A 23,656-nucleotide genomic window follows, 5' to 3' on the forward strand; every position below is an offset into this window, starting at 1 on the left:
TTATCCTTTAGTTTCTTGTTCCTTTTCTGTACCTTTAGTACTCTTAGGAAACTGCTCTTTCTCTACCAGATCCACGGTAATAAAACCCCAGATAATATGAAAAATTAATCCGATAAACAGAAATATCGCAAACGCAACACCACCGCGAAAAAGCGAGGTAATGACAGAATTACTTGTGAGAGAAGAAGCAAAAACTACCAAGAAACCAAGAAGACTGGAAACTAGAATAAACAAAATTCTTTGTCTGCTCATTATGCTTGAATCACACCTTTATTTACGGTTCGAATTTCTAACACAGATGATTCAGGATCGAATTCAATGGTTCTGCCACTATTTCCTCCAACATCTTCAAACATGATAGGAACGTTAGCATCCGCTAAAATTCTTTTTACTGCCTCTACATTTCTCGGTCCGATTCTAGTAGCTTCATTACTAGAAGAAAACTTGAACATCTGCGCACCACCAGCTATTTTTGCTTTCATGCGGTATTTAGATGCACCTTGTTCTAATAAATTTTCAAGTAAATCTGTAATAGCAGTGTCTGCATATTTTGCTCTATTCAACTGTCCCGAACGCGCAAACGTCGAATCGGGAAGCATAATATGAGCCATTCCTGATATTCTTAAACGATCATCATACATAATGATACCAACACAAGATCCTAACCCAGACGTTCGAATGGTTTGTGGTGGCTTTGCTAGCTTTAAATCCGCCATTCCGACTTTCACGACATTACCCACGACACTACTCATCAAGAGGTACTCCTAACGAATGAAAAATTCTAATCAGTGATTCAGGGTCCGGCAACAAAAAGAAATGACCTTTTGATTGAATCGTTTCATCTTCTCCTAACTCATTGATTTCTGTATCTATTACTATCGCAAAATCACCAGCCTGTGACAGTTCAACAAGTCCAAAAGACAGGATTGCCATTGTCATATCTATCGCTAAATCTGGCGGGGTTGGCTGCATATTTAATTTCGTAAAGTCCGATAATGCTGACAAATATGACCCCGCCAATATATTGCCTACTTCATTTAATGCTGATGCACCCATTTCATTAATCGGCTCCTCACTAAAATCAATCGTTGAGTCCCCAACTAATTGCTGAACCAATCGGCTTGCTTCGTCAACCGGTAACATAAAAAACATATTACCTGGTGCATCCCCTTTTATACGGAGGAAAATAGCTGCCACGACCACTTCTTCTCCTCCTACTAAATTACTTATTTCATTAAAAGGAACTACCTTAACTGCAGGCACCTTCATATCAATGGTTTTATTTAACATTTGAGATAAAGCGGTAGCAGCATTTCCAGCACCTATATTTCCAATTTCTTTAAGAATATCTAAGTGTTCGAGTCTAATATCGCTTAAATCCTTCATTATACGGACCTCTCGATATCTTTCATTTGCTCTCTTTCTGTTCGGTTTAACACCTTGTCCAAATTTAGTAAGATCAATAGTCTTTTTTCAAGTTTTGCCACACCTTGAATATATTCTGCCTCCAAAGAACCTACTACCTCTGGAGGAGGTTCTACTGACTCCCGAGAAATATCAATCACATCGTTAGCTGCATCTACCACTAAACCAACATCCATATTCCCTACCGTAACAATAATCACCCTTGTTGTATCCGTATGATCTATTGCCTCGATCTCAAATCTTTTACGAAGATCAATAATAGGCGTTACTACCCCACGAAGATTAATTACTCCCTCGACAAAATCAGGAGTACTTGGTACACGAGTTATATGCTCTACTCGCTCTATTGACCTGACTTGGTCCACCTCAACTCCGTATTCTTCATCTTTCAACTGAAAAACAATTACTTTCATATCTTGTAAACCAGATCCTTCACTCATTGTCCTCGTCCTCCCTTATATTATTAATTGAAAATATGTTAAGTTCATAACCATTCACATAGAAACATTTATTTTATTAAAGCATTGCAATCAATGATTAACGCAACTTGTCCATTTCCAAGAATTGTGGCGCCAGATATAGCAAATGCATTGTTCAAATAGTCGCCTAAAGACTTTAATACTATTTCTTGCTGTCCAATAAAGGCATTTACTACTAATGCAGCCATTTTTTCGCCTTTTCGAATAATAACTATTGAATAAAATTCATCGTCTTCCCTTGTCTTAGGTACATCGAAGAAGTTTGTTAGGTTAATTAGTGGAACCACGCTGCCTCTAAAATCAATGACCTTCTGGTTGTGAGCGGCCATTATATCTTCTTTTTTAATAATAGCCGTTTCAATAATCGATGATAGTGGAACCGCATATTTCTCATCTTGAACTTCAACAAGCATGACAGAGATGATAGATAATGTTAACGGTAATTGGATTGAAAATACAGTCCCTTGATCAAGCACAGAGTTAACAGTTACATGTCCACCTAATGATTCAATTTTATTCTTAACAACATCAAGACCTACGCCTCTACCTGAAATATCTGAAATTTCATCTGCAGTGCTTAATCCGCTTGAGAAAAGTAATTCATAGACTTGTGTATCCGTTAAGTTAGCTGCATTTTCTTGGGAGACAACGCCACGACTAATTGCTTTAGCAAGCACTTTGTCACGGTTAATACCTGCACCATCGTCAGATACTTCTATAAATACATGATTTCCACTGTGATAAGCCTTTAACGTAATTTGACCTTCTTCTGATTTTCCTGCTTGTTTTCTTACAGCAGGAACTTCAACACCATGGTCAATAGAATTACGTAACAAATGTACGAGTGGGTCTCCTATTTCGTCGATTACTGTTCGATCCAACTCTGTCTCCGCTCCAATAATATTTAAATTCATTTTCTTATCAAGATCTTTGGCAAGGCCTCTGACCATTCTAGGGAAACGATTAAATACTTGCTCAACAGGCACCATTCGCATATTAAGAATGATACTTTGCAGGTCTCCCGAAATACGTGACATATGTTCCACAGTTTCTGTTAATTCACTGCTGCTTAAATCCTTTGAAATTTGCTCGAGCCTTCCACGATCAATGACTAGTTCTTCGAATAGATTCATAAGGCTGTCTAATCGATCGATATTTACGCGAATTGTTTTACTTGAGGCAGGAGATGTTTTCTTTTCTTGTTGCCCCTCCTCCTCATTCGAAACAGTTTCATTCGCTTGTTGCTGATCATTACTAGTGTTTTCTTTTTCCTCTTTTGAATCAGGAGTCTCTATTAAAGTGATCTTGACATCTTCAATTTCTGAAACTTTCATAACTTTTGCTTTTACATCTTCTTCCGGATCCTTAGTAACAATTGTCACTGAAAAACTTAAGTCAAAATTTTCCTCTTCTAGTTGATCAACAGTAGGCACTGATTTGATCACTTCCCCAATTTGTTCTAATACTTCGAAGACCATAAATACTCTTGCTGCTTTTAGAATAACATCCGCTCTAAGAGAGATCTCCAAAGAGTACCCTTGAAATCCTTGTTCCTTTGATTGCGATAACACCGTTAATTCAAAATCGTCAAAGTCATGTTTCTGATTTGAAGAAGTTTTTTCCATCTCTTTAGTCGCAGCAACCTCACTCAGTACTTCTCCTTTTTCTAGCCTCTCTAGCTTACTAACAGCGGCCGAAACGTCTCGTTTACCTTCACCACCGTTAGCAACATCTGTTACCATTGCTTCGAGGTCATCCACCGACTCAAAAACGACATCCATTAATTCACTGCTAGCCTTTAACTTGTTATTCCGGATTGCATCCAATACATTTTCCATATGATGAGTTAACTTAGCTAAATCTTCATACCCCATCGTAGCGGACATTCCCTTCAGTGTATGAGCTGAACGAAAAATTTCATCGATGATTGAATTGTCAGTCGGATTACTTTCCAGTTTAAGTAAATTGTCATTCATAGCTTGCAGGTGCTCAGTACTTTCATCAAGAAACATATCTAAATATTGATTTTTGTCCAAAAAGATCCCTCCTATTAGGATTGTTCAACTAAATATTTTGCTATTTTGTCTAAATCTAACTCTTTATCGACTAATGATGTTTCAATCGCTGATTTTGGCATTCCGAAAACGATAGATGTTTTCTCAGATTCCGCAATGGCAAGTGTAGGTAATTTTTCCTTTAATTCAACTAATCCCTTTTTACCATCCGTTCCCATCCCGGTCATGATCACTGCAATAACTTTTTTCACTTTGACTGATGAAAGCGATAAAAACATTGTATCTACCGAAGGTCTATGTCCATTTACTAATTCTGATTGATCTAAATGAATCGCGACTGAAGTCCCAATAGTCCTTACTTTTAAATGGTATCCTCCCGGAGCAATATAGGCAATACCTTTTTTTAAAATTTCTCCATCTTTTGCTTCTTTTACAGTAATGGCGGACAAGGAATCCAATCTTTCACTGAGTGATTTCGTGAATCCTTTTGGCATATGCTGAACAATTAGAATAGGGTAAGGAAAATCGGAAGGCAGTTTAGTTATCACTTGATGTAATGCCTTAGGACCCCCTGTAGAAGTCCCTATAGCAACAATAGTCTGCATCCCCGTTCCTGATTCTCTATATTTAGGTTTGCTGTCGCTGATTGGAATTACATGCTCAATTTTACCTTCTCGACTATTTTTGATGGGAGAATGATTTATTTTATGAATAGAAACCTTGGAAGCGTGAATAACTTTCTCAATAAGATCCTTTTCCACTAAATTAATATCTAATGAGATAGAACCTGATGGTTTAGAGATAAAATCAAATGCGCCATACTCCATCGCTTTAATCGTTGTTTCTGTACCTTTTTTCGTTATACTCGATACCATAACCACGGGAGTAGGCCGAGTTTGCATAATTTCTTTCAACGCTTCTAAACCAGACATAACCGGCATCTCTACATCCATAGTTACTACGTCAGGATGTAACTTCATTACTTTATCGACAGCATCTTTCCCATTCCTAGCTTTATCAATAACTTCAATTTCTGCATGCTTACTTAGCATATCTGCAATCATTTTTCTCATAAATGCTGAATCATCAACTACGAGTACCCGTATCACGTTCCCACCCCTCTCTAAAGTACTAGTTTGAAATAAAACTCTTTAACTTGGATAAAAAAGTTCCCATAGTTATTAGTTTGCCGGAGTCTTTCTTATCTCTTCCTATAAAAACGTCAATTGTGTTTTCTATAGCTTTGGAACATTTTGAATTTGGTGCGAGCAATAAAAACGGCTGTTGCGAACGAACGGCTTTCAAAACTGTGTCATCATTTGGAATATACGTTAAATATGTAATCGATTTATTTAAAAACCGGTTTGTAACATTGATGACATTTTCTGCAGTACGATCCGCTTCCTTTTTTGAAAAAGCTCGATTTACCACCATAGAAATAGGGATTTCCTCGTCTTCAAGGTGAATAAATTTTATCATTGCATAGGCATCGGTTATTGAGGTCGGCTCAGGGGTAGTTACCAGTAAAATCTCATGTGATGAGAGTAGAAAATGTAAACTACTTGTTGTTACACCTGCTCCCATATCTAGTAATATGTAATCAAAGCTCGACTCTAAAGATTCAATTTGTCTATAGAAAAAATCAGCTTTCTCCTTATTCATTTCGAATAATCGAGTTAAACCACTTCCACCAGCAACATAAGATAAACCAAGAGGTCCTTTTTCAACGATCGACCAAATAGACATTTCTTGCTCTAGCATGTCGACAATAGAATATTTTGAAGATTGACCTAACAGAATATCAATATTGGCCATACCGATATCCAAATCAATAATTAATACATTCTTATTTCTCTTTTGCAGACCTAGAGCAAAATTAACGACAAAATTTGATTTGCCAACTCCACCCTTGCCACTGACGACAGAGATTACTTGAATAGATGTATTTGATTTTTCATTCCCTTCGTCTGCTACTAATAATTGATTTCGAAGTGAATCAGCTTGATCTCTCACAGGATCCTCATCTCCTTATTAGCCTTTCGAGGATGTTTCCTTGAGTTGCTTCTTCAATGTCATCAGGTACGTTTTGTCCAGTAGTGAGATAACTACTACCAATTTTAGAATCTGCAATGATATTCACCATTGCTCCCAACGTCTCTGTTTCATCCAGTTTTGTGAAAATAAGCTTGTCTACCTTAATTAACTTAAACTGTTCAAGAATCTTTTTCATATCTCGGTATTTTGATGTTACTGCTAAAACGAGGTGAGTCTCCGTTTCATCATTAAAATCCATAATTTCATTAAGCTGTTCTACGTAAACTGCATTTCTGTAATTTCTCCCTGCGGAGTCAATTAAAATAAAATCATAGTCTTGTAGTCGTGTAAGAGCTTCTTTGAAATCTTCCATCGAATAAGCGACTTCAACTGGGACATTTAATATTTTAGCGTAAGTTTTCAATTGTTCTATAGCAGCAATCCTAAACGTATCAGTTGTAACAAAAGCTACTTTCTTTTTTTCCTGGAGAACTGCTCTAGCAGCGATTTTTGCTAATGTCGTCGTTTTACCAACGCCGGTAGGACCGACAACGTTCAAATACTTTTTATCGTATTTGAATTCACCAAAGGAAGCTTCAGAAGTGAGCGCCCGAAGTTCACTTTCCAACCATTCTTTTATATCATTTTGTTTCTTATTTTCGCCTTCCTCTTTATACCATCGTCTTAAAAGATTTTTCATAATAAGCGAACGGTAGTTAGAGTGAATCTCTTGGTCAATTAGCTGACTATTAATCACTTTCAAAGCCTCAGGATAATCTTCACTTGCTGAGGGGCCATCGCCTTGCATATTCGTAATCATCCTTTTTAACTCATCAATTTCAGATGATAACTGATTAGGAGTCTCTTTTTGTTCCGTTTGATTCAATTTTGCAGGAGATACTTTCTTTTTTGATCGAACTGGCGGCAGTTCTTGATCTAAGGCCGCAATAACTTCAATACTTTTTTTAGTGAAAAAACCAAGAAATCCACCGGTTTCCACTTGTTTTGAATTCAGAATCACAGCATTGTGACCTAATTCATTTTTTATTTTAGTCATTGCTTGAGCCATGTCTTTGGCTTGATATTTCTTTACTTTCATCCACCATTCACCACCCCTACACTCTGTACTTCAATGTGTGACTCAAGTTCGTTATAAGATAATACTGGAACTTGAGGAATATACCGTTCAATTAAGTGTCTCACATACATTCGAACCGCGGGCGAACAAAGAATAACTGGCATTTGTCCAGTTTCCTGCATACGTTCTACTTCGGACATGACGGATTCCATAATCGCCTGTGCTTTGGAAGGGTCTAAATTAAGAAAAGTTCCATGCTCTGTTTTTTGAATCGCATCGGCTAACGCTTTCTCAACACTTCCACTCACGGTAATAACGTATAATGCTTCACCTTCTGCTGTGTAATGTTTAGATATTTGTCGTGAAAGGGATTGACGGACATACTCCGTTATTAAATCCGTATCCTTTGTCATCTGTCCATAATCCGCAAGCGTTTCAAATATAATTGGTAAATTTCGGATAGACACTTTTTCTCTTAAAAGATTACTCAAAACTTTTTGAATATCACCAGTAGACAATGGGTTTGGTGTTACATCTTCTACAAGTGTTGGATATGTTTCATTCAAATGGTCAATAAGCTGTTTTGTTTCTTGTCTTCCAATGAGCTCATGAGCATGCTTTTTAATCACTTCTGTTAAATGAGTCGAAACCACAGAAGGTGGATCTACTACCGTGTAACCAGATAACTCGGCTTGCTCTTTTAACTCCTCGGAAATCCATAAAGCTGGCAATCCAAATGCTGGTTCAACTGTCTCTATACCTGTAATATTTTCATCATCTACTCCGGGACTCATAGCCATAAAATGATCAAGAAGTAATTCTCCTCTTGCTACTTCATTGCCCTTAATTTTAATCGAGTATTCATTCGGTTGAAGCTGAATATTATCGCGAATTCGAATCACTGGTACAACCATTCCCATTTCTATCGCTAATTGTCGACGGATCATCACTACTCTGTCAAGAAGATCTCCTCCTTGGTTTGCATCAGCTAACGGGATAAGCCCATATCCAAATTCAAATTCAATCGGGTCTACCTGAAGAAGATTTATAACGCTCTCAGGTGATTTAATATCTTCTTCAGCATTAGCAGCCTGTTCTTCTTCCTGATCCTCTATCTGCACCAGTTTCTTTGCATTTCTTTCTATTGCAAGACCACCAACACCTAAAATTGCCGCTATCGTAGAAGTAACTATTAAGGAAATAGGTGTGAAAATTCCTAGTGCAAGAACGGTTCCGCCTGCTACATAAAGCATTTTTGGATATGCAAAGAGCTGGGAGGTAATGTCGTGACCCAAATTACCTTCGGATGCACCTCTTGTCACTACAATCCCTGTAGCAGTAGCAATTAAGAGAGCAGGAATTTGACTGACTAAACCATCACCTACGGTAAGAAGTGTATATTTACTAGCAGCCTCTGCTACAGGTAGTCCTTCTTGTAACATACCAATAACTAAACCAAATATAATATTTATAATTACAATGACGATACCCGCGATAGCATCCCCTTTAACAAACTTACTTGCTCCATCCATAGAACCATAGAAATCAGCTTCTTGTTCAATCTTTTTTCGCCGATCTCTTGCTTCTGTATCAGAAATCATCCCTGCATTCAAATCAGCATCGATACTCATCTGTTTACCAGGCATGGCATCCAGCGTAAATCTTGCGCCAACCTCAGAAACTCTTTCCGCACCTTTTGTAATAACAATAAATTGAATGACGACCAAAATAACGAATACAACAAAACCTACTAAAGCATTTCCCCCAACAACAAAATCTCCAAATGTAGCAATAACATTCCCTGCATCACCTTGGTTACCTAAAATTGCTCGAGTAGTAGAAACGTTTAATCCTAAACGAAACAAAGTTACTAATAATAATAAAGTTGGAAAAATCGAGAATTGTAATGGTTCTTTCGTATTCATAGATACTAAAATAATCAAGAGTGCAAATGTAATATTTACAATAATCAAGAAATCTATTATTCCAGTCGGTAGTGGAATAATTAACATAATGACTATTAAGATGACTGTTAATAATACGCTAAAATCTTTTAAAGGCATTTGCACGTCTCTCCTCTTCATTCAGACTTTGATACAAACTAGAGTCGACTACAAAGTCTTGAGCTGACCAAAAGTCAGTAGTGTTCTAGATTTAGTGCAGCAATGTAACACTTAGTCATTGCTTTAGTGGACACTTCATGCAGTTTTCAAGATGAAGTAATCATTTTTATACTTTCTTTTCGATACGATAAACATATGCTAACACTTCCGCTACAGCCTTAAATAGATCCTCTGGTACTTGGTCCCCAATTTCTGCTTGGGCATATAAGGCTCTAGCCAAAGGCCGATTTTCTACGGTAATTACCTCGTTGTTTTTTGCGACATTGATGACTTTTAAAGCAATGTAGTCAACACCTTTCGCAATAACAACAGGAGCTTCCATTTTTCCATCCTCATACTTTAATGCAACTGCATAGTGAGTAGGATTTGTAATTACAACGTCTGCTTTCGGAACTTCCTGCATCATTCTGCTCATCGCCATCTGACGCTGTTTTTCTTTAATCTTCCCTTTAATTAAAGGGTCACCTTCCGTTTTCTTATATTCATCTTTCATATCCTGTTTTGACATACGAATGTTCTTTTCGTGATCGTATTTTTGATACATGTAATCTAGGATAGATAGAAAAATGAGTAAGACAGAAACGGATATTCCCATTAACACAACAAGTTCTATAATTAAAATCATACCGTCTTCTATTGAATAAAGACCTAAGCTTAATAAGTCCTCCATAAAAATCCAAAGGACACCGCCAGTAACAAGACTCACTAAAAATATTTTCAGCATTGATTTTAGAAACTCTACGAGCGCACGAACAGAAAAGATTCGTTTAAACCCTTTGATTGGATCAAGTTTACTTAACTTCACTTGTATTGCTTCAGGTGCAAATAAAAATCCAACTTGAATATAATTACTGAAAATAGCTGCACAAATGGTAACTAACATGATAGGTGCAAGCACAATGGTCGATTGATAAGTAAATTCCATGAACATAGCGACAACATTTTCTTCTGATAATTCCAGTAGTAAATAATCAGTAAATGTAAATCTTGCCATAGCAAACAACTGGTCTACAACAAAAGTTCCGATGACTCCAAAAAATAAGAAGACGACTAATAGAATAATTGCTGTATTCACATCGGCACTTTTAGCTACTTGTCCTTTATTTCTTTCCTCTTTACGTTTCTTCGGAGAGGCTTTTTCAGTTTTCTCTTGGGCAAAGTATTGCAAGTCGAGGGAAATATACATCCTCTAAACTCCTCCATATAACTGCATCAACGTTCTCATCGCAATAATCATCGTATCCACCAGATGTGAAACAACCATGAAAAATGGTGCCATAGTTAACATCATCACTATAAAACCTAAAAATATTTTTAGTGGTAACCCAATAACAAACACATTTACTTGAGGTACCGTTCTAGCAACCATACCTAAAGCTACATCAACCAAAAAGATCGAGCCAACAATGGGCATGGACATTTGGAAAGCAATGATAAACATTGTGCTGAAAGTTGCCACTACATGATCCACAACAGCCTCATCACCGAAAGGTATAAACACTTGATCCATGGGAATAAATTGGTAACTGTAAAATACTCCATCTAGTAAAAGATGGTGAGCATTAGTCGCTAAGAGAAATAATAACGAAAACGTATATAAATAACTCCCGATCAAAGGTGACTGAGCACCAGTTTGAGGGTCTATAACATTCGCAATCATGAACCCTAGTTTCAAGTCTATAAGTCCACCTGCAACCTGAATTGCGTATAGCAAAATAGTTGCAATCAGACCTACTGTCAAACCTACTAATGCTTCCTTAAGAATCAGCAGAAAAAACTCATAGTTGATTTCTAATAATGGCCAATCACCCGTGAAAAACATAATCCATGAAAGAAAGATAGAAATTCCAATCTTCACTTGACTAGGTATATTTTGGTAAGAGAAAAAAGGCAGTGTGATGAAAAAAGCTGATACTCGAACTAGAATGAGCAAATAAGCAGGAAGCCATTCAAATATATTTACCATATGATCATCCTATGAATTGATGAAGATTACTAAATATTTCTTCGGCAAACGTAAGCATCTGCGTTAACATCCATGGGCCGAAAACGATGAGTGCGATGAGAACCCCGGCGATTTTCGGTATGAAAGCTAATGTTTGCTCTTGAATTTGTGTCGTTGCCTGGAAGATACTAACTGCCAAACCTATTGCCAATGCAGTAATTAAGAGTGGACCCGATATAAGCAGTGTTGTAAATACCCCTTGCTCTGCCCAATGAATAACCATTTCTGTACTCATACGAATTCCCCCTTTTAAAAGCTAAATAATAATGATCGAACTATTAAGTGCCATCCATCAACCATGACAAATAGTAATATTTTAAATGGTAATGCTATCATTACTGGAGGTAACATCATCATCCCCATTGACATCAGAACACTTGCTACTATCATATCGATCACTAAAAAGGGAACAAATATCATAAAACCAATTTGGAAAGCTGTTTTCAGTTCACTAATTGCAAACGCAGGAACTAATGACGTCAAAGGAATATCATCTAGCGTTTCCGGTCTTTCTTGTCCTGCATATCCCATAAATAATGCTAAATCTTTTTCTCTAGTGTGTTCTGCCATGAATTCTTTGAATGGTTCTGTTGCTGCTGCGAAAGCCTCTTCCTGTGAAATCTCCGCATTAGAAAGTGGTTGCAAAGCATTTTCATTTACTTCCGCCAGTACAGGGGCCATAATAAAAAATGTTAAGAAAAGTGCTAAACCTATTAAAACTTGGTTAGGGGGCATTTGTTGCGTTGCAAGCCCAGATCTTACAAAGGATAATACGATAACAATACGAGTGAAACACGTCATCAAAATTAATATTGCCGGTGCAAGCGATAAAACTGTAAGTAATAGTAACAATTGGATCGTTGCTGTTAAATCGTTGGAATCATCACTGAAAACGTCTAAAGCCGGTATTTGGAATAATAAATCGATCATCGGTCTTTCTCCTCTAATGCAGAATGAACCTTTTTATGTGTTTTTTTTACATCGGTTAATTCTTGCTTTAATAAATTCTGAAATGCTGTTGCATCCGAATTTGAAGAACCAGCTGCACTTGAGTTTGAAAATCCATTTAATTTTTTCTTTTTCAACCACCCTGTGAATTTTGTTAAAGGTTGTTCAAATAATTCTTGTGATTGATTAGATTTTAAAATAACTTCCAGTTCATCAGGATCATCAATTTCTTTTAATAACTGTACTGTTTCACCTACACCTACAATAAGAACACGACTCCCGATATGAACTACCTGAACAGACCGATTAGTACCGACTCCAACACCACCAATGTTTCGAACGAGTGAATTTCCATGGACATTCTGTGATCGCTTATTAATAAATCTCAAAACTACATAAATACCAAGAATAACCACCCCTAAAGCAAGAAATAACTGTAGAGTAAGAAAAAATAAATTCTGTTCACCCATTCCTGTATCTTCATTACCTTCAAGAGCGGGCATTTGTACATTATCAGACTCCGTATCATTTTCTTCGTTAATCCCGGAGTCCGTATTTTCTTCCTCACTATTACTTGGTGTCTGTAATATTTCATTAATTCTTCGATCGCCTTCTCCAAAATTATTAGTTTCTGCATTTACCACAAAAGTTGAAGAAAAACAGAGAATAATAACAAAAGAAAAAACATATAGGTTACATAAATTTCTCACTGTGGTCACTCCTTAAGAGCCTTAGCCTAACGTTTTATTTATTGCTTCCAGAACTCTGTCAGCCTGAAATGGTTTTACAATAAAGTCCTTTGCACCAGCTTGGATTGCGTCTATTACCATTGCCTGCTGCCCCATTGCCGAACACATAATTACCTTTGCATTCGGGTCAAACTTTTTGATTTCTTTCAAAGAAGTAATCCCGTCCATCTCTGGCATCGTAATATCCATCGTCACAAGATCGGGAGAGTGTTCTTTATACATCTCTACTGCTTGCGCACCGTCTCCTGCTTCACCAATAATTTCAAAATTATTTTTTGATAAAATATCCTTAATCATCATTCTCATAAATGCTGCATCATCTACTATTAGTACTTTCGTTGCCATAACTTTCGTCCTCCTTAGTTTTTCAAAACATGTTTACTTTAATTTATTTAACCGATCTTTTTGGCTAACAATATCTGTGACTCTAACACCGAAGTTTTCGTCAATTACGACTACTTCACCTTTTGCAATCAATCTTTGATTCACTAAAATATCAACTGGCTCTCCGGCAAGTTTATCAAGCTCAACAACTGAACCCGGAGACAATTCCAAAATATCTTTAATCGATCTTTTTGTTCTGCCCAATTCCACCGTCACGGAAAGAGGGATGTCCAATAACATATCTAAGTTCTTGGCTTCATTCTCATTTAATGAAGGTGTATCAAAGTTTGAGAAAGCAGCAGGTTGAACATTTACAGATCGGCCAGGAGCAGAATAACCTGAAGTAACGTGTTGAGGCTCTGTTCGATTTGCATACTGCTGTCCACCCAAGTTAGTATCCGAAGATTCCCGTGAACTAGGTTGTGAAGCAGGAACCGTGTTATCTTCCTGTTGACTCTGTGGTTGTGGTGGCAATTCTTCCTGAGCATGCTGAATGACATCATTAGAAGGTGTATCATCTTGAGTAGGATTCATTAGTTGATCAACCATATCTTTCGCAAAAGAAATCGTAACAAGCTGCATGATCTTAGAGTCAATTAAATCCCCTACTTTTAAATTAAATGAAATATTAACCAACACGTCATCATCAGGCAATTCTACATTGCTTTGATTGTTAGAAAAGTCCAATAAATCGATGCCTGGCGGAGAAATATCAACTTTTTTGTTGAATATCGTAGACATCGAGGTAGAAGCTGACCCCATCATCTGATTCATAGCTTCTTGAACTGCACTTATTTCCATATCGCCTAAATCATCAGGAGCGTTTAATCCATCATTGCCCATCATTAAATCTGCGATGATCGAAGCATCAGATTGCTTGATTACAAGTAAATTTACACCTTCGAATCCCACCGTATATTCTACCGAAATTGCCACGTGTGGTTTAGGAAACTCTTTCTCAATCTCTTTTTTACTAATAACGGAAACTTTCGGTGTCGTTATATCAACTTTTTGATTCAATAACGTTGACAAGGCAGTTGCAGAACTTCCAAAGGAAATATTACCTATCTCACCTAGTGCATCTTGCTCTATACTTGACAAGTAGTTTTCAACTTTAAGATTATTATCACTTACATTTTCTTCAGTGTTCTCTTCTTCATTGTCACTGTTATCATCATTATCCATGCCACTCAAAAGGGCATTAATTTCATCTTGAGAGAGCATATCATCATTCATCAATGTTCCCCTCCTCTTCTAAAATGTCCGTGACTTGAACGGCCACATGGTTTTTCAATTTACCTGGTTGAACTTTGAATTTAGGTTCGCCCCCAACACGAAGCAAAAGAGATTCTTCAATTGACTGATCCAGTTCAATGATATCGTTCGCGCCTAGATTTAAAAATTCAGCTATAGTAATCTCTGAATGTCCAAGCTCAACGACTACATCAAGTGGAGCTTGTTTAATATTTCTTCTTAACGATTCTATTTCAATCGGTTGGAGTTCTTTTTTCTTTGTTTGCATCCATAAGTGAACAGACAGCAACGGAAGAAGTGACTCAATCACGACGTGCGGAAGACATATATTAATCATCCCGGAAGACTCCCCTATCGTTGTAGATAAAGAAATTACAACCACGGTCTCATTCGGTGATACTAATTGCAAAAACTGAGGGTTCACTTCCATGTCATCCATTATTGGATCTAATTCTTTCACAGAAAGCCAGGCCTCTCGAAAGGTTTCCAGAGTTCTTTGAAATAATTGTGTCATAATCTTTGTTTCAATTTCAGTTAAATCTTCTACCTTATTATAGGCTTCGCCTTTTCCACCAAGCATACGATCCATCATCGCAAAGGCAATGTTTGGATTCACTTCCATCACGAATCGTCCTTCTAATGGGTAAGGTTCAAACACGTTCAAGATGGTCATCCGCGGAACTGAACGAATGAATTCGTCATAGGGTAGCTGATCGACTGATGCCACAGAAATTTGAACAAAAGTTCTTAATTGTGCGGATAAATGTGTTGTTAATAATCGAGCAAAGTTCTCATGAATTCTTGTTAAACTTCGAACTTGGTCTTTAGAAAACCTTAACGCTCTTTTAAAGTCATACGACCTTATTTTTCTCTCGGTGTCTTCTTTTTTCAGTTCATCTGCATCCATCTCACCAGTGGATATGGCTGATAATAGTGCATCAATTTCACCCTGTGATAGAACATCTGCCATCTTTTTTTCACCTCACTTTTTCAGACATTTAAACGCAGTATTATTGAATAACGCGTTGATTCATATAAACTTCAACTACCTTACCATCCTGCATAATTTCATTGACGCGATCTCTAATACGACTTTCTAATTCCTTAATTCCCTCAGAACCTTGAAAATCAACATCACGCATGTCAGATAGTTCTTGAATAATAATATTTTCTACTTGAAAGCTTCGTTTTTCAAACTCTACTTTCGCATCATCGTTTTCTAATTGAATAACAAATTGTGATCTAATAATATGATTAGACAATAAATTTGTTGTAATTTCTTCCGTTTCAACGGATCTTTCTACAACCTGATCTACGGTAGGTTCCCCTTCAGCTTCCGCTTCCTGGAAAAATTGTGTGTATAACACAAGAGCTAAAACTCCTATTAGGGTTAATGCTATTAAAATGATCATCATAATATTGACTAGCTTGTTCTTAAACATGGTTTATACCTCCTCATTAGAGTCATAGTGTTTCGAAACAAGAGAGGTTAATCCAATCTGTTTATAGAATTCGGTAATTTTTTGATATAACTCTTGTTCTGTTTCTTTCACAACAATCTTTTTGCCATTGGTTAAAGTGACTGTTGTATCCGGAAATGCTTGAACCTGCTCTATGTAAAGGGCATTTAATGTAAAAGATTGGTCATTCAATTTGGTTAAAATTATCATTAGTTTAACGAGCTACACTTTATAAAGCGGGCTCTTCTCTTCCTCCTTTAATTCAAAAATAAGGTTGACTTAGCGCCTAAAATGACACTAAGCCAATCAAACATTATCGTTTTAAATTTATAAGTTCTTGTAAAATCTCATCCGATGTTGTAATCATTTTTGTGTTTGCCTGGAATCCACGTTGTGCCACGATCATTTCAGCAAATTCAGCAGCAAGGTCTACGTTAGACATTTCAAGTGTTGAGTTGACTAGATCACCACGCCCTTGTTCACCTGGATTACCAATGATTGGGTCTCCTGAGTTGGCTGTCGCGGTAAATAAATTTCCACCAGCTTTTGAGAGCCCTCCTGGGTTAGCAAAAGTAGCAATTTGAATTTGTCCCAATTCAGCTGGAGGTTGGCCGTCTGAGAAAATGCCGCTAACAACTCCTGAACCAGAGATTGTATAACTTTCATAACCTGCATTTGGATCTATTTCTATTTGTCCATTATCACTCACTACAAAATACCCGTCTGAATTGACTAGTGTTCCCTCTGCATCGAGATAAAAGTTACCTGCTCTCGTATAGCTTTCTGCTCCGTCACCATCCTGCATAACAAAATAGCCATCGCCGGAAATAGCTAAATCTAAATCTCTACCGGTTGTTTGTAAAGAGCCTTGTGTCGAAATCGTATCAATCGTTGACAGCCCTCCACCCAAACCAACTTGTTGCGGGTTAGTTCCTCCTCGTACATCCCCAGGTTCACTTGCACCTTTCATCTGCTGACTTATCAAGTCATTAAAAGTTGCCCGTCCCTTTTTAAAGCCAAATGTATTCACGTTTGAAATATTGTTACCAATTGTATCTAATTTTGTTTGAAAGTTATTCATTCCGCCAATACCTGAGTATAAAGATCTAATCATAATATTAATCCCCTTTTTGATGGTTCTTTTAATAGCTGTTTCCGTCAATCCACAGCATAAGGCTTCCTGTTAAGGTCCAGCCAGATTACTTAATTATTGATAATAATCGCACCATTTATATTCGTAAACAATTGAGACGCCGCTTCCTCTCGGTCCATCGCAGTTATGACGGTGTCGTTTGTGGCACTAATAACAAATGCTGCATCATTCGTTAAAACAAGAGAATCATTCACGCCTTTGTCGCGTGCTTCTCTTACTTTTGTCTGTATCTCATTCCATGTTTCATTAGATATTTCAATGCCTCTATCCATCATTCTTTTCTCAGCATGTTTACTGATTTTTAATTCTTCTTGACTCTCCAATGTTTTTGTAAGCATATTTTGAAAGCTGTTTTTTTCAGTTGCTTTAGATTCAGAAGTTTGCTTCACTGATGGTTTTGGTAAAGTATGATGTAGATGATGAGGCATGATTTTTACACTCATGTTAATCACCTCTTAGCTTGATTGTTTACTTCGGATTCGTTACAGAAACAACATCTGTGGTATTTATTTTCGTTTCACCATCAATAACAAGCTGCGCTTGTCCATCTTTGAAAATCACGGATGTTACAATTCCGGACTTGGAAACCGTTTCCGTATCATCGTCTTCTGCTGTTTTGTCCCATTCAACTTGTTTACCAATTAAATCACTATGAGAAACAAAATTTTGCGTTGTTTGCATATCCAAGAACTTCTCTAAATTGGAATTCATGTTTGTCGTTTGTTCTAGCGCAGAAAACTGAGCCATTTGTGCAATAAATTCCTGGTCTTTCATAGGATTCATCGGATCTTGATTTTGCAATTGGGTTAAAAGTAATTTTAAAAACTCATCCTTACCCAAGGTTGAACCAGTATTATTTTGAGCTTTTTGTTTCTCCAAATAATCAGCATGATAATTACTTTCTGTAGCTTGCACATTTACCGGCATCCATTCTGCCTCCTTAAACTTCCGTATTAATCGTTGCTTCCAGGAATTCAGCGAAATCAAGGATATCTTCTTCCTCGGTCTCCTCTTTTTTTCGATCAGATTGTTGCTCAGCTGTTTGTTCCTCTTTAGGATTACCTTGAGACAAATCTTTCAGCGTTTGCTGACTTTGTTGCTGAGTTACTTCTATTTTATCAACCTGAATATTTTGCGATTGAAAAGCATTTTTTAAATGTTGTATCTGACCTTCAATTAAGTCTCGAGCAACCGCTGTTGTAGTCATCATTTTAGCAACTAAAACTCCATTCACTTGCTGAATAGTTATATCCAACCTTCCTAGCGAAGCAGGGTTTAACTTCAGGTTTAATTGTTGGACCCCATTACTTAGTTGTTGAAATGAGCTTTTAGCTAACATACTTTGAAACTGGCGAATAAACTGCTCTTGTTGAGGTCGCTCAGTCTGAGACTCTCCGGTATGAACCATAAATTGCTGTAATCTAGCCATATGGCTGTTAGACGTATCGAACAAAACTGGACTCTGATTATCACGGACTACAGGTTTTGCAGAACTACTTGCTAGCTGATTTTGGTGAGCTAACTCTGCAATACGAGTTGTTAAAGTAGACGGTTGAAAGTCAAGCTTAGCTTGTCCCCTTGATAAATCTGTTTTTGATGTACTAGCCAGTTGATTGAGCTGAGCTAATTCAGCAATGCGTATTGCTAGAGTTGATGTTGGTGCTTGTGCTTGTAATGGTGCTGTTTTCACCTGTGCATTTTGAGCTTCAGCAAAAAACTCTTTTAATTGATTGAAGACTTGATGAAGATTTGATGTTTTTTCATTCCCTTGGATTGCCTGTGGAAAGTATGCAGCGACTAGCTGTTGTAAAGCTTGAAATTCATTTCCGCTCTTTAACTCTAATCCTTGTTGTTCTTTTACAGTGAAACTAGTAATGATAGCAAGAAGGATTACTGGATCTCCTGTTGTCTCAAACTCTTCCATAAGCCCTTCAATTGACACATAGCTGTCCATCAACTCTTCTAAATCTTTTTTCCAGGATTCCGGAAGTACATCAAGAAATGCAGCTACTTCCTCGCCCATTAGAATATCCTCAGGTATAAAACCTTCGTCTGTTGGAATCTCTTCTAAAAGCTTATATATTACCTTTAGCAACTCTTCTGTGTCTATTTCCATAAGTTGAGCAATAAAGTCTTTCTCTTCTGAAGATTCCAATGAAAATGCGCTGAGACTATCTTTATTTGTCTCTTTTCCCTCTTTCATAAGACCCTCTAGTGCATGTATGAATGACTCAGACTTTCCCGCCGATTCTTTTTTAGCTAATGAGAAACCTTCCCCATTACCCGTTTTACTTACGTTTACCATTGATGACATCATCATTGCGTTCAATTTTTCACCCCCTCTCATTGACGTTAATGCCAATCGCTAATTTGACATTTCACTAAGTAAGCCCGCTGCGGCTTCGGCATCCATTTTACTTAAAATCTCAGATCTCGAGTTAACTTGCATGATTCGTAAATATGTAATTGCCTCGTCTTGAGGAATCTCTCCGATAATATCTGCAGCTTTAGATGAAGTCATTTCTTCCAGCGTTTTAACGATATCATTTATATCTGTAGTATCGTTCTCTGGTTCTTCCCCTTCAATACCAAGATCTTCCGATTGAATCGTCACTAACTCTTCCTGAAGACTTACAATTTCTTCATCTTTCGAGTTGAGTTCACTCTCTATTCGCGTTATTTCTTGTAAGTAGGTTTCATTCTCATTTTCAAGTTGCAAAATATATTCTTCGTCCGAAATACCCTCTTCGCTTTCTTCACCTGATTCGCTCGCATCTTCCATTTCTTCCTGCGGTTCTTCAATAAAAGGAAGTACACTTGCCAAACGTTGAAGCTGGTCTCCAAATCCAAAATAAAAAGCAAGAACTACTGCCAATATCAGTGCAAAAACGGCAGGAATTAAGATAACCATGAAGAAAACTAAAAACTTACTTTGACCTGATTCTTTCGGTTTATTTTTACTCATAGTCTCACCTGATTTCATCGTCTGACAAACTGTTGAACTGAAATTTCATCAAGAAACCTCTGTTCCTCTTGTTTTTCATTCTCTAAGTATTCTTGCAACTTAATTTCTTTCATTTTTTCATATTTTTTTAAATCAACAGCTTTAAAATTTAAGTAATTCTCTTTTTCGTTCATTTTTATTCTTGCTTTTTGAGTCATCATTTGCAACTCTTCAATTTCCTTTTGAATAAATTCTATCGTTTGTTCATTCCATTGAATCATAGAAATGGCCAAACCAGTTTGAAGCTTTTTATTGTTTTCTTCTGCAAGGACTTCTTTCCTTTTCATCAATTCATATAAATTTGTCGCAATCTCTTCGAATTTCTTTACGGAATCAGTATAAGCAAGCTCGGCATCCGATTTTTCATAATCCTTCATTTCAAGCACTTTTTGTAGTGTAAATTGAAAACTCATCAATTACCTCCCTTGCTAAACTTCAACGACATCTCATGAATTGTTTCCTGGAAAGTATACTCTTCTTCTAATTCTTGTTTGAGAAATCTCATAATTTCGGGATACTTTACGATAGCTTCATCGATCTCTTTATTTGTTCCTTTTTTATAAGCACCAATCGTAATTAAATCTTCAGAATCAGCGTAAGTAGATAATAAACTGCGCATATAATCTGCAAGCCCTTTATGTTCTTGCGAAGCAATATCATTCATTACTCGACTTATGCTCTTTAGTACATTAATTGCAGGAAAATGACCTTTATTCGCAAGTTTGCGATCTAATACCAAGTGCCCATCTAATATCCCTCGCACACTGTCAGCAATTGGTTCATTCATATCATCCCCATCCACAAGTACAGTATAAAAGGCTGTAATTGAGCCGACCTTATTCATGCCACTTCTTTCTAACAGTCTTGGTAAAAGCGCAAATACAGAAGGAGTATACCCTTTAGTAGTAGGTGGTTCTCCTATAGCTAAACCGATCTCCCGCTGTGCCATAGCAACTCTGGTCACCGAATCCATCATCAACGTGACATTCATCCCTTGATCCCGGAAAAATTCTGCAATGGCTGTTGCAGTCATCGCTCCTTTTATCCGCATTAAAGCAGGTTGATCAGAGGTTGCGACTACTACGATCGTATTTTTTAGCCCCTCTTCACCTAAATCTCTTTCAACGAAATCTCTTACCTCTCTACCACGTTCACCAATAAGAGCAATCACATTAAGGTCTGCATCTGAGTTTTTGGCGATCATTGCCATAAGAGTACTTTTTCCTACTCCGCTTCCTGCAAAAATACCTAAACGCTGGCCTTTTCCTACTGAAAACAAACCGTCGATTGCCTTGACACCTAAACTCATCGGCTCACTTATCCTAGGGCGATCCATTGGGTTGGGAGGATGATTGTCGGTAGAAATTGATTGATAGGCTCCTTGAGTGATTTTATCGTCAAATGGACGACCTAGCCCATCAACAACAGAACCGATCATACTCGATCCAACACTAATTTGAAGAGGTTTATGTGTTGTTTCTACTAAACTTCCAGGTGAAATCTCGTCAACACGATCATATGGCATTAGAAGAACTTTCTGATCCCTGAAACCCACTACTTCTACGAAAATACGTCTTGGTTTTTTTTTACCTACAAGAATTGTACACAGATCACCTACTGAAGCTTGTGGACCCTTTGACTCAATCATAAGTCCAACCACTTGAGTAACTTTTCCATACGTTTTAAAGGGAGTAATGCTATCGACATGTGACTGAAGTTGTTTAATACTCACCTGAGTTTCCCTCCCTTAACTTTTCAAACAATGATTTTTTTATTTCCAAGAGTTGACTGTCTAAAGAAACATCCATTTGACCGTAAGGAGTTTCAATGATACATCCATTTTCTTGCAAATATTCATCAGGATAAATAAGTAGTTCTCTCGAGTGAAGAGCTATTTCCTGTAATTCATTTTTATGAAAAAGAGTTAACTCAAACCATTTAGGATGAACGTATAGTTTTACTTCTTCTTGTTCACGTACCTCTAGTACCGCTTTTTTGAGAAGTTCCAGCCATGACTTTTCATTGTCAGCTAATGTTTCGCCTATAACCTTTTTAGCAATTGTAATCGCTAAATCAAGCATAATCGGCTCTGAAGACTCTATCTTTTTTAAATAATCGTCTTTAGCCACTGTCACTGTGTTTTCTGCTTGTTTAATATGTGCAGAATACTCTTTTTTAACTTGTTCAATCGCATCAGAGTAGCCTTGATTATATCCTTCTTCAGCTGCCTGATTTGCTTTAAAATCAGCAGTCTCATCCATCAGAATTTGCTGCTGTTTTTTCTCTTGTAACCAATCTTCTTTTTCTCGTTCAAGGTCGTTTTTTTGCTGTTCTAAACGATTCTTTTCTAGTTGGATTAGTTCTTGTTCATTATAGTGAACATAATCACCTTCAGATTCTATCATTTCTGACGAATTCGTATCAGTTCCGTTATCATAATGGGTAAACGCAGGTGTAATACTTTTCAAGTGAATTAATTTTTCATTAGAAACTCTTTGATCGGTAGAGGCAGATTTAATTAATTTAGACAATAATATCATCTCCTCCACCACGGGCGATGACAATCTCTCCTGCTTCTTCCAATCTGCGAATTATCGCAACAATTCTTGATTGTGCTTCCTCAACATCTTTTAAACGGACAGGTCCCATGAATTCCATTTCTTCTTTAAATGTGTCTGACATCCTCTGCGACATGTTATTGAAAACAATCTCTTTCACTTCATCACTTGCTACTTTTAGTGAAAGTTGCAAGTCATCATTCTCAACGTCACGAATAACTCTTTGTATCGAACGATTATCCAATGTAACAATATCTTCGAATACAAACATACGCTTTTTAATCTCTTCCGCTAATTCAGGGTCCTGAATTTCCAAAGCATCTAAAATTGTTCGTTCTGTACTGCGGTCAACACTATTTAATACTTCTACCACAGACTCAATTCCACCCGCTTTAGTAAAGTCTTGGGTAACAGTCGTAGAAAGCTTTTTTTCCAGAATACTTTCAACTTCACTAATTATTTCTGGTGAAGTGCTATCCATAACGGCAATTCTTTTTGCGACATCCGCTTGCACTTCTTGTGGAAGGGAAGACAAAATTTGGCCTGATTGCTCACTTTCCAAATACGAAAGAATGAGTGCAATCGTTTGTGGATGTTCGTTTTGAATGAAATTAAAAATTTGAGACGGGTCTGCTTTACGAGCAAAATCAAACGGTCTTACTTGCAAAGTAGATGTAAGACGATTGATAATTTCCATTGCTTCAGCCGAACCTAGTGCTTTTTCCAATACATCTCTCGCATATCCTATTCCACCTTGAGTAATATAATCTTGGGCTATTGCTAGATGGTGAAATTGCTCAATGACATCATCTTTCGTATCTTGCTCCACACGTCTCACACCTGCAATTTCAAGTGTGAGTTTTTCAATCTCTTCTTCTGACAAATGTTTATAAACTTGAGCAGAAACATCAGGACCTAAAGAGATTAATAAAATGGCGGCTTTTTCTTTACCTGATAATTCTTTTTTTCTCGCCACTATGATTTCCT

At 37.1% G+C, this 23,656-nt stretch carries 28 protein-coding genes; all 28 read right to left on the bottom strand.

The window, feature by feature from the left end:
• The gene (locus tag CEF18_RS10045; protein WP_110936343.1) at positions 1–252 is read right to left on the bottom strand and encodes a hypothetical protein; all 252 of its coding nucleotides are present in this window, start codon (positions 250–252) and stop codon (positions 1–3) included.
• Positions 252–752, bottom strand: a complete 501-nt coding sequence (locus tag CEF18_RS10050; protein WP_110936344.1) for a chemotaxis protein CheD — start codon at positions 750–752, stop codon at positions 252–254. Before CEF18_RS10050 ends, CEF18_RS10045 begins: the two co-directional genes overlap by 1 nt.
• Positions 745–1,386 carry a chemotaxis protein CheC gene (locus CEF18_RS10055; protein ID WP_110936345.1) on the bottom strand — a complete coding sequence of 214 codons (642 nt, stop codon included), beginning with the start codon at positions 1,384–1,386 and terminating at the stop codon, positions 745–747. Before CEF18_RS10055 ends, CEF18_RS10050 begins: the two co-directional genes overlap by 8 nt.
• A complete protein-coding gene (locus CEF18_RS10060; RefSeq protein ID WP_110936346.1) occupies positions 1,386–1,865 on the bottom strand; it encodes a chemotaxis protein CheW in 480 nt (159 codons plus the stop codon). Before CEF18_RS10060 ends, CEF18_RS10055 begins: the two co-directional genes overlap by 1 nt.
• A 68-nt stretch (positions 1,866–1,933) precedes the next feature.
• A complete protein-coding gene (locus tag CEF18_RS10065; RefSeq protein WP_110936347.1) occupies positions 1,934–3,940 on the bottom strand; it encodes a chemotaxis protein CheA in 2,007 nt (668 codons plus the stop codon).
• Positions 3,941–3,954: 14 nt separating this feature from the next.
• Positions 3,955–5,028, bottom strand: a complete 1,074-nt coding sequence (locus tag CEF18_RS10070; protein WP_183040910.1) for a protein-glutamate methylesterase/protein-glutamine glutaminase — start codon at positions 5,026–5,028, stop codon at positions 3,955–3,957.
• Between the two features lie 22 nt (positions 5,029–5,050).
• Positions 5,051–5,932, bottom strand: a complete 882-nt coding sequence (locus CEF18_RS10075; RefSeq protein WP_110936348.1) for a MinD/ParA family protein — start codon at positions 5,930–5,932, stop codon at positions 5,051–5,053.
• Between the two features lie 7 nt (positions 5,933–5,939).
• Complete coding sequence (flhF, locus tag CEF18_RS10080; RefSeq protein WP_110936349.1) at positions 5,940–7,052, bottom strand: flagellar biosynthesis protein FlhF; 1,113 nt, start codon at positions 7,050–7,052, stop codon at positions 5,940–5,942.
• Positions 7,049–9,094, bottom strand: a complete 2,046-nt coding sequence (gene flhA / locus CEF18_RS10085; RefSeq protein ID WP_110936350.1) for a flagellar biosynthesis protein FlhA — start codon at positions 9,092–9,094, stop codon at positions 7,049–7,051. Before flhA ends, flhF begins: the two co-directional genes overlap by 4 nt.
• Before the next feature lie 166 nt (positions 9,095–9,260).
• Entirely contained in the window at positions 9,261–10,340 is a 1,080-nt protein-coding gene (gene flhB / locus CEF18_RS10090) for a flagellar biosynthesis protein FlhB (protein WP_110936351.1), read from the bottom strand.
• A 3-nt stretch (positions 10,341–10,343) separates the two neighbouring features.
• Positions 10,344–11,120 (bottom strand): flagellar biosynthetic protein FliR, encoded by a 777-nt coding sequence (gene fliR / locus CEF18_RS10095; protein WP_110936352.1) that lies wholly within the window; start codon positions 11,118–11,120, stop codon positions 10,344–10,346.
• Positions 11,121–11,124: 4 nt separating this feature from the next.
• Positions 11,125–11,394, bottom strand: a complete 270-nt coding sequence (gene fliQ / locus CEF18_RS10100) for a flagellar biosynthesis protein FliQ (RefSeq protein ID WP_110936353.1) — start codon at positions 11,392–11,394, stop codon at positions 11,125–11,127.
• Between the two features lie 14 nt (positions 11,395–11,408).
• Entirely contained in the window at positions 11,409–12,089 is a 681-nt protein-coding gene (fliP, locus tag CEF18_RS10105) for a flagellar type III secretion system pore protein FliP (RefSeq protein ID WP_110936354.1), read from the bottom strand.
• On the bottom strand, positions 12,086–12,817 hold the full coding sequence (locus tag CEF18_RS10110; protein ID WP_110936355.1) for a flagellar biosynthetic protein FliO: 732 nt from the start codon (positions 12,815–12,817) through the stop codon (positions 12,086–12,088). The genes fliP and CEF18_RS10110 overlap by 4 nt, the downstream gene beginning before the upstream one ends.
• Positions 12,818–12,838: 21 nt before the next feature.
• Positions 12,839–13,201, bottom strand: coding sequence for a response regulator (locus tag CEF18_RS10115; protein WP_110936356.1), 363 nt, complete (start codon positions 13,199–13,201; stop codon positions 12,839–12,841).
• 33 nt (positions 13,202–13,234) lie between these two features.
• Positions 13,235–14,476, bottom strand: a complete 1,242-nt coding sequence (fliY, locus tag CEF18_RS10120) for a flagellar motor switch phosphatase FliY (protein ID WP_110936357.1) — start codon at positions 14,474–14,476, stop codon at positions 13,235–13,237.
• Entirely contained in the window at positions 14,469–15,464 is a 996-nt protein-coding gene (gene fliM, locus CEF18_RS10125) for a flagellar motor switch protein FliM (RefSeq protein ID WP_110936358.1), read from the bottom strand. Before fliM ends, fliY begins: the two co-directional genes overlap by 8 nt.
• A gap of 40 nt (positions 15,465–15,504) precedes the next feature.
• The gene (fliL, locus tag CEF18_RS10130; protein ID WP_110936359.1) at positions 15,505–15,936 is read right to left on the bottom strand and encodes a flagellar basal body-associated protein FliL; all 432 of its coding nucleotides are present in this window, start codon (positions 15,934–15,936) and stop codon (positions 15,505–15,507) included.
• 3 nt (positions 15,937–15,939) lie between these two features.
• Positions 15,940–16,164 carry a flagellar FlbD family protein gene (locus CEF18_RS10135; protein ID WP_110936360.1) on the bottom strand — a complete coding sequence of 75 codons (225 nt, stop codon included), beginning with the start codon at positions 16,162–16,164 and terminating at the stop codon, positions 15,940–15,942.
• A gap of 103 nt (positions 16,165–16,267) precedes the next feature.
• Positions 16,268–17,068, bottom strand: coding sequence for a flagellar basal body rod protein FlgG (gene flgG / locus CEF18_RS10140; RefSeq protein WP_110936361.1), 801 nt, complete (start codon positions 17,066–17,068; stop codon positions 16,268–16,270).
• 89 nt (positions 17,069–17,157) lie between these two features.
• Positions 17,158–17,550 carry a TIGR02530 family flagellar biosynthesis protein gene (locus tag CEF18_RS10145; protein WP_110936362.1) on the bottom strand — a complete coding sequence of 131 codons (393 nt, stop codon included), beginning with the start codon at positions 17,548–17,550 and terminating at the stop codon, positions 17,158–17,160.
• 25 nt (positions 17,551–17,575) lie between these two features.
• Positions 17,576–18,034: a flagellar hook assembly protein FlgD gene (flgD, locus tag CEF18_RS10150; RefSeq protein ID WP_110936363.1), complete on the bottom strand. Its 459-nt coding sequence runs from the start codon at positions 18,032–18,034 to the stop codon at positions 17,576–17,578.
• A gap of 13 nt (positions 18,035–18,047) precedes the next feature.
• On the bottom strand, positions 18,048–19,427 hold the full coding sequence (locus tag CEF18_RS10155; RefSeq protein ID WP_223292370.1) for a flagellar hook-length control protein FliK: 1,380 nt from the start codon (positions 19,425–19,427) through the stop codon (positions 18,048–18,050).
• Positions 19,428–19,472: 45 nt separating this feature from the next.
• Positions 19,473–20,072 (bottom strand): magnesium transporter MgtE N-terminal domain-containing protein, encoded by a 600-nt coding sequence (locus CEF18_RS10160; RefSeq protein WP_183040908.1) that lies wholly within the window; start codon positions 20,070–20,072, stop codon positions 19,473–19,475.
• Positions 20,073–20,086: 14 nt separating this feature from the next.
• A complete protein-coding gene (gene fliJ / locus CEF18_RS10165) occupies positions 20,087–20,524 on the bottom strand; it encodes a flagellar export protein FliJ (RefSeq protein ID WP_110936366.1) in 438 nt (145 codons plus the stop codon).
• Positions 20,524–21,843 (bottom strand): flagellar protein export ATPase FliI, encoded by a 1,320-nt coding sequence (fliI, locus tag CEF18_RS10170; protein WP_110936367.1) that lies wholly within the window; start codon positions 21,841–21,843, stop codon positions 20,524–20,526. The genes fliJ and fliI overlap by 1 nt, the downstream gene beginning before the upstream one ends.
• Complete coding sequence (gene fliH, locus CEF18_RS10175) at positions 21,833–22,642, bottom strand: flagellar assembly protein FliH (protein WP_183040907.1); 810 nt, start codon at positions 22,640–22,642, stop codon at positions 21,833–21,835. The genes fliI and fliH overlap by 11 nt, the downstream gene beginning before the upstream one ends.
• The gene (fliG, locus tag CEF18_RS10180; protein ID WP_407690392.1) at positions 22,635–23,645 is read right to left on the bottom strand and encodes a flagellar motor switch protein FliG; all 1,011 of its coding nucleotides are present in this window, start codon (positions 23,643–23,645) and stop codon (positions 22,635–22,637) included. Before fliG ends, fliH begins: the two co-directional genes overlap by 8 nt.
• Between the last annotated feature and the right edge of the window lie 11 nt (positions 23,646–23,656).

This window comes from Salipaludibacillus neizhouensis (genome assembly GCF_002886185.1).
GTDB classification, from domain to species: domain Bacteria; phylum Bacillota; class Bacilli; order Bacillales; family Salisediminibacteriaceae; genus Salipaludibacillus; species Salipaludibacillus neizhouensis.

Excerpts from the sequence above, each read along its gene's own strand:
- CEF18_RS10045 (WP_110936343.1), bottom strand. The coding sequence starts at position 252 with ATGAGCAGACAAAGAATTTTGTTTATTCTAGTTTCCAGTCTTCTTGGT.
- CEF18_RS10050 (WP_110936344.1), bottom strand. The coding sequence starts at position 752 with ATGAGTAGTGTCGTGGGTAATGTCGTGAAAGTCGGAATGGCGGATTTA.
- CEF18_RS10055 (WP_110936345.1), bottom strand. The coding sequence starts at position 1,386 with ATGAAGGATTTAAGCGATATTAGACTCGAACACTTAGATATTCTTAAA.
- CEF18_RS10060 (WP_110936346.1), bottom strand. The coding sequence starts at position 1,865 with ATGAGTGAAGGATCTGGTTTACAAGATATGAAAGTAATTGTTTTTCAG.
- flhF (WP_110936349.1), bottom strand. The coding sequence starts at position 7,052 with ATGAAAGTAAAGAAATATCAAGCCAAAGACATGGCTCAAGCAATGACT.
- flhA (WP_110936350.1), bottom strand. The coding sequence starts at position 9,094 with ATGCCTTTAAAAGATTTTAGCGTATTATTAACAGTCATCTTAATAGTC.
- flhB (WP_110936351.1), bottom strand. The coding sequence starts at position 10,340 with ATGTATATTTCCCTCGACTTGCAATACTTTGCCCAAGAGAAAACTGAA.
- fliR (WP_110936352.1), bottom strand. The coding sequence starts at position 11,120 with ATGGTAAATATATTTGAATGGCTTCCTGCTTATTTGCTCATTCTAGTT.
- fliQ (WP_110936353.1), bottom strand. The coding sequence starts at position 11,394 with ATGAGTACAGAAATGGTTATTCATTGGGCAGAGCAAGGGGTATTTACA.
- fliP (WP_110936354.1), bottom strand. The coding sequence starts at position 12,089 with ATGATCGATTTATTATTCCAAATACCGGCTTTAGACGTTTTCAGTGAT.
- CEF18_RS10115 (WP_110936356.1), bottom strand. The coding sequence starts at position 13,201 with ATGGCAACGAAAGTACTAATAGTAGATGATGCAGCATTTATGAGAATG.
- fliY (WP_110936357.1), bottom strand. The coding sequence starts at position 14,476 with ATGAATGATGATATGCTCTCTCAAGATGAAATTAATGCCCTTTTGAGT.
- fliM (WP_110936358.1), bottom strand. The coding sequence starts at position 15,464 with ATGGCAGATGTTCTATCACAGGGTGAAATTGATGCACTATTATCAGCC.
- fliL (WP_110936359.1), bottom strand. The coding sequence starts at position 15,936 with ATGTTTAAGAACAAGCTAGTCAATATTATGATGATCATTTTAATAGCA.
- CEF18_RS10135 (WP_110936360.1), bottom strand. The coding sequence starts at position 16,164 with ATGATAATTTTAACCAAATTGAATGACCAATCTTTTACATTAAATGCC.
- flgG (WP_110936361.1), bottom strand. The coding sequence starts at position 17,068 with ATGATTAGATCTTTATACTCAGGTATTGGCGGAATGAATAACTTTCAA.
- CEF18_RS10145 (WP_110936362.1), bottom strand. The coding sequence starts at position 17,550 with ATGAGTGTAAAAATCATGCCTCATCATCTACATCATACTTTACCAAAA.
- flgD (WP_110936363.1), bottom strand. The coding sequence starts at position 18,034 with ATGCCGGTAAATGTGCAAGCTACAGAAAGTAATTATCATGCTGATTAT.
- CEF18_RS10155 (WP_223292370.1), bottom strand. The coding sequence starts at position 19,427 with ATGATGATGTCATCAATGGTAAACGTAAGTAAAACGGGTAATGGGGAA.
- CEF18_RS10160 (WP_183040908.1), bottom strand. The coding sequence starts at position 20,072 with ATGAGTAAAAATAAACCGAAAGAATCAGGTCAAAGTAAGTTTTTAGTT.
- fliJ (WP_110936366.1), bottom strand. The coding sequence starts at position 20,524 with ATGAGTTTTCAATTTACACTACAAAAAGTGCTTGAAATGAAGGATTAT.